Source organism: Ruminococcus sp. CAG:330 (assembly GCF_000437175.1).
GTDB lineage: Bacteria > Bacillota > Clostridia > Oscillospirales > Ruminococcaceae > Ruminococcus_C.
In genome coordinates this window covers 1-2,292 of the sequence record NZ_FR898005.1, presented here as the reverse complement: position 1 = coordinate 2,292, position 2,292 = coordinate 1, and the positions used below count along the sequence as shown (strand labels likewise).

The 2,292-nt window shown below is 59.0% G+C and carries 2 protein-coding genes; both read left to right on the top strand.

Annotated elements, in window-relative coordinates; translation table 11 throughout:
• Positions 1-17 precede the first annotated feature (17 nt).
• On the top strand, positions 18-1,385 hold the full coding sequence (locus QZL66_RS01940; RefSeq protein WP_022410081.1) for an MATE family efflux transporter: 1,368 nt from the start codon (positions 18-20) through the stop codon (positions 1,383-1,385).
• Between the two features lie 13 nt (positions 1,386-1,398).
• A complete protein-coding gene (gene rsmI / locus QZL66_RS01935; protein ID WP_022410080.1) occupies positions 1,399-2,217 on the top strand; it encodes a 16S rRNA (cytidine(1402)-2'-O)-methyltransferase in 819 nt (272 codons plus the stop codon).
• Positions 2,218-2,292: the final 75 nt, after the last annotated feature.

Sequence of the window (2,292 nt, the reverse complement as noted above, 5' to 3'; positions counted from 1 at the left end):
GACATTGGAGGAATATTGTGAAAAACCAAATCTATAAACGGGCACTGCAATTGTCCGTTCCCATGATGATCCAGAACGGCATCACCAATATGGTGAGTCTGGTGGACAACATCATGGTAGGAAGTCAGGGGACGGAGGCGATGACCGCCGTTTCCATTGCGAGCCAGCTGATCTTTGTGTTCAACCTGGCGATTTTCGGCGGACTCTCCGGCCCGGGCATCTACGGCGCCCAGTACTACGGGCAGCACAATCTGGAGGGCTTTCAGAACACATTCCGCATCAAGGGCTGGATCACTACCCTGTGTCTGATCGGCGGACTGCTGGTCTTTCTGCTGGGGGACGACACCCTCATCGGGCTGTATCTCCACGGGAAGAGCGCCACGGTGGACGCCGGACTGACCATGACGTTCGCCAAACAGTATCTGCACATCATGCTCATCGGGCTGCCGTTCTTTGTGGTGACGCAGGTCTACGCCAGCAGCCTGCGGGAAACCGGCAGCAGCGTCAAGCCGATGGTCGCTGGCGTTGCCTCGGTGGCCGTGGACGTGGTGCTGAACTACATGCTGATTTACGGCAACTGCGGTATGCCGAAGCTGGGGGTGCGTGGTGCTGCCATTGCCACCGTGCTGGCACGTGTGGCAGAGATGGGCATTGTGGTCATCTGGGCGCACGCCTGCCGGAAGAAGCATGTGTTCTTACAGGGCATCTACCGGACATTTCGTGTGCCGAAGCAGCTGGCGCAAAAGGTGGTGCGGAAGGGACTGCCCATCTTTTTCAACGAATTTCTGTGGGCCGGCGGTATCGCTGCCCTGACTCAGTGCTATTCCACCAGAGGGCTGGAGATCGTCGCCGGACTGAACATCTCCAACGCTCTGTGCAATCTGCTGAATGTGGTATTTGTCGCCCTTGGTTCAGCGGTGGGCATTCTCATCGGGCAGACACTGGGCGCATCTATGTATGAAAAGGCAAAAAAAGATGCGTTCCATCTGATGTGGTTCACCGGTGCCGTCAGTCTGGGTCTGACCGTGATTCTGGTGTGCGTATCCGGTGTGTTTCCCAAGCTCTACGACACCACGGCGCAGGTGCAGCAGTACGGGCAGTGGTTCATTGTGATCACAGCGCTGTTTTTCCCTGTGCAGGGCTTTCTGAATGCCCTGTACTTTACCCTGCGCTCCGGCGGAAAAACGCTGGTGACGTTCCTGTTTGACAGTGTGTATACATGGCTGATTCCCGTGCCCATGGCGCTGCTGCTGTGCCATCTGACAGCGCTGCCGATTCTGGCGGTCTATGCCGTCGTGCAGGCAGCGGATCTCATCAAGGTGCTGGTGGGCTACGTCCTGATTCGCAGGGGTGTCTGGATCAGCAATCTGGTAGAAGAGGTATGAGAGGAGAGCGGTTATGAGCGGTACACTATATATCATCGGCACGCCCATCGGCAATCTGGAGGACATCACCATGCGCCAGCTGCGCCTGCTGGAGGAGGTGGATTTCATTGCAGCGGAGGACACCCGTGTGACACGAAAACTGCTGTCCCATTTCGACATCCACACGCCTGCCCTCAGTTACCACGAGCACAGCGGGCAGAACATCGCCCAGAACATCGTCAGCCGGCTGCTTGCCGGCGAATCCTGCGGTGTGGTCACGGATGCAGGCATGCCCTGTATCTCCGATCCCGGCGAACCGCTGGTGCAGCTGTGCTATGAACAGGGCGTTCCGGTGGAGGTCGTGCCCGGCCCAAGCGCCGTGATTGCTGCGCTGGCAGTGTCCGGACAGCACACGGCACGGTTTACATTCGAGGGGTTTCTCTCCGCCAACGCCAGCCAGCGCAGGGCACATCTGGAGAGCCTGCGGGAGGAGCAGCGCACCATGGTGTTCTACGAAGCCCCCCACAAACTCTGCCGCACGCTGGGGGACATGCTGGAATGCTTCGGGGGCGAGCGGGAGATCTCGCTGTGCCGGGAGCTGACCAAGGTGCATGAGGAAGTGCGCCGCACCACGCTGGCGGAAGCCGTGGCGTTTTACCAGCAGACGCCGCCCCGTGGGGAATTTGTGCTGGTGGTCGCCGGCGCAGTGCCCCGGGAAAAACCGGCGGTGTCGCTGGAGGAGGCGTGCGAGATGGTGCGCCAGCGCATTGCCGGCGGCGAGAAGCGGACGCAGGCGTGCAAGGCGGTGGCAGCGGAAACCGGATTCCGGAAAAACCAGCTGTACGATGCCTGAGAGCTCGTGTTCATAGGCGTCTATCTAGGGCTTGTTTGAAAAATCCGTACATTTGTCAAAACGCCCATAAATCAC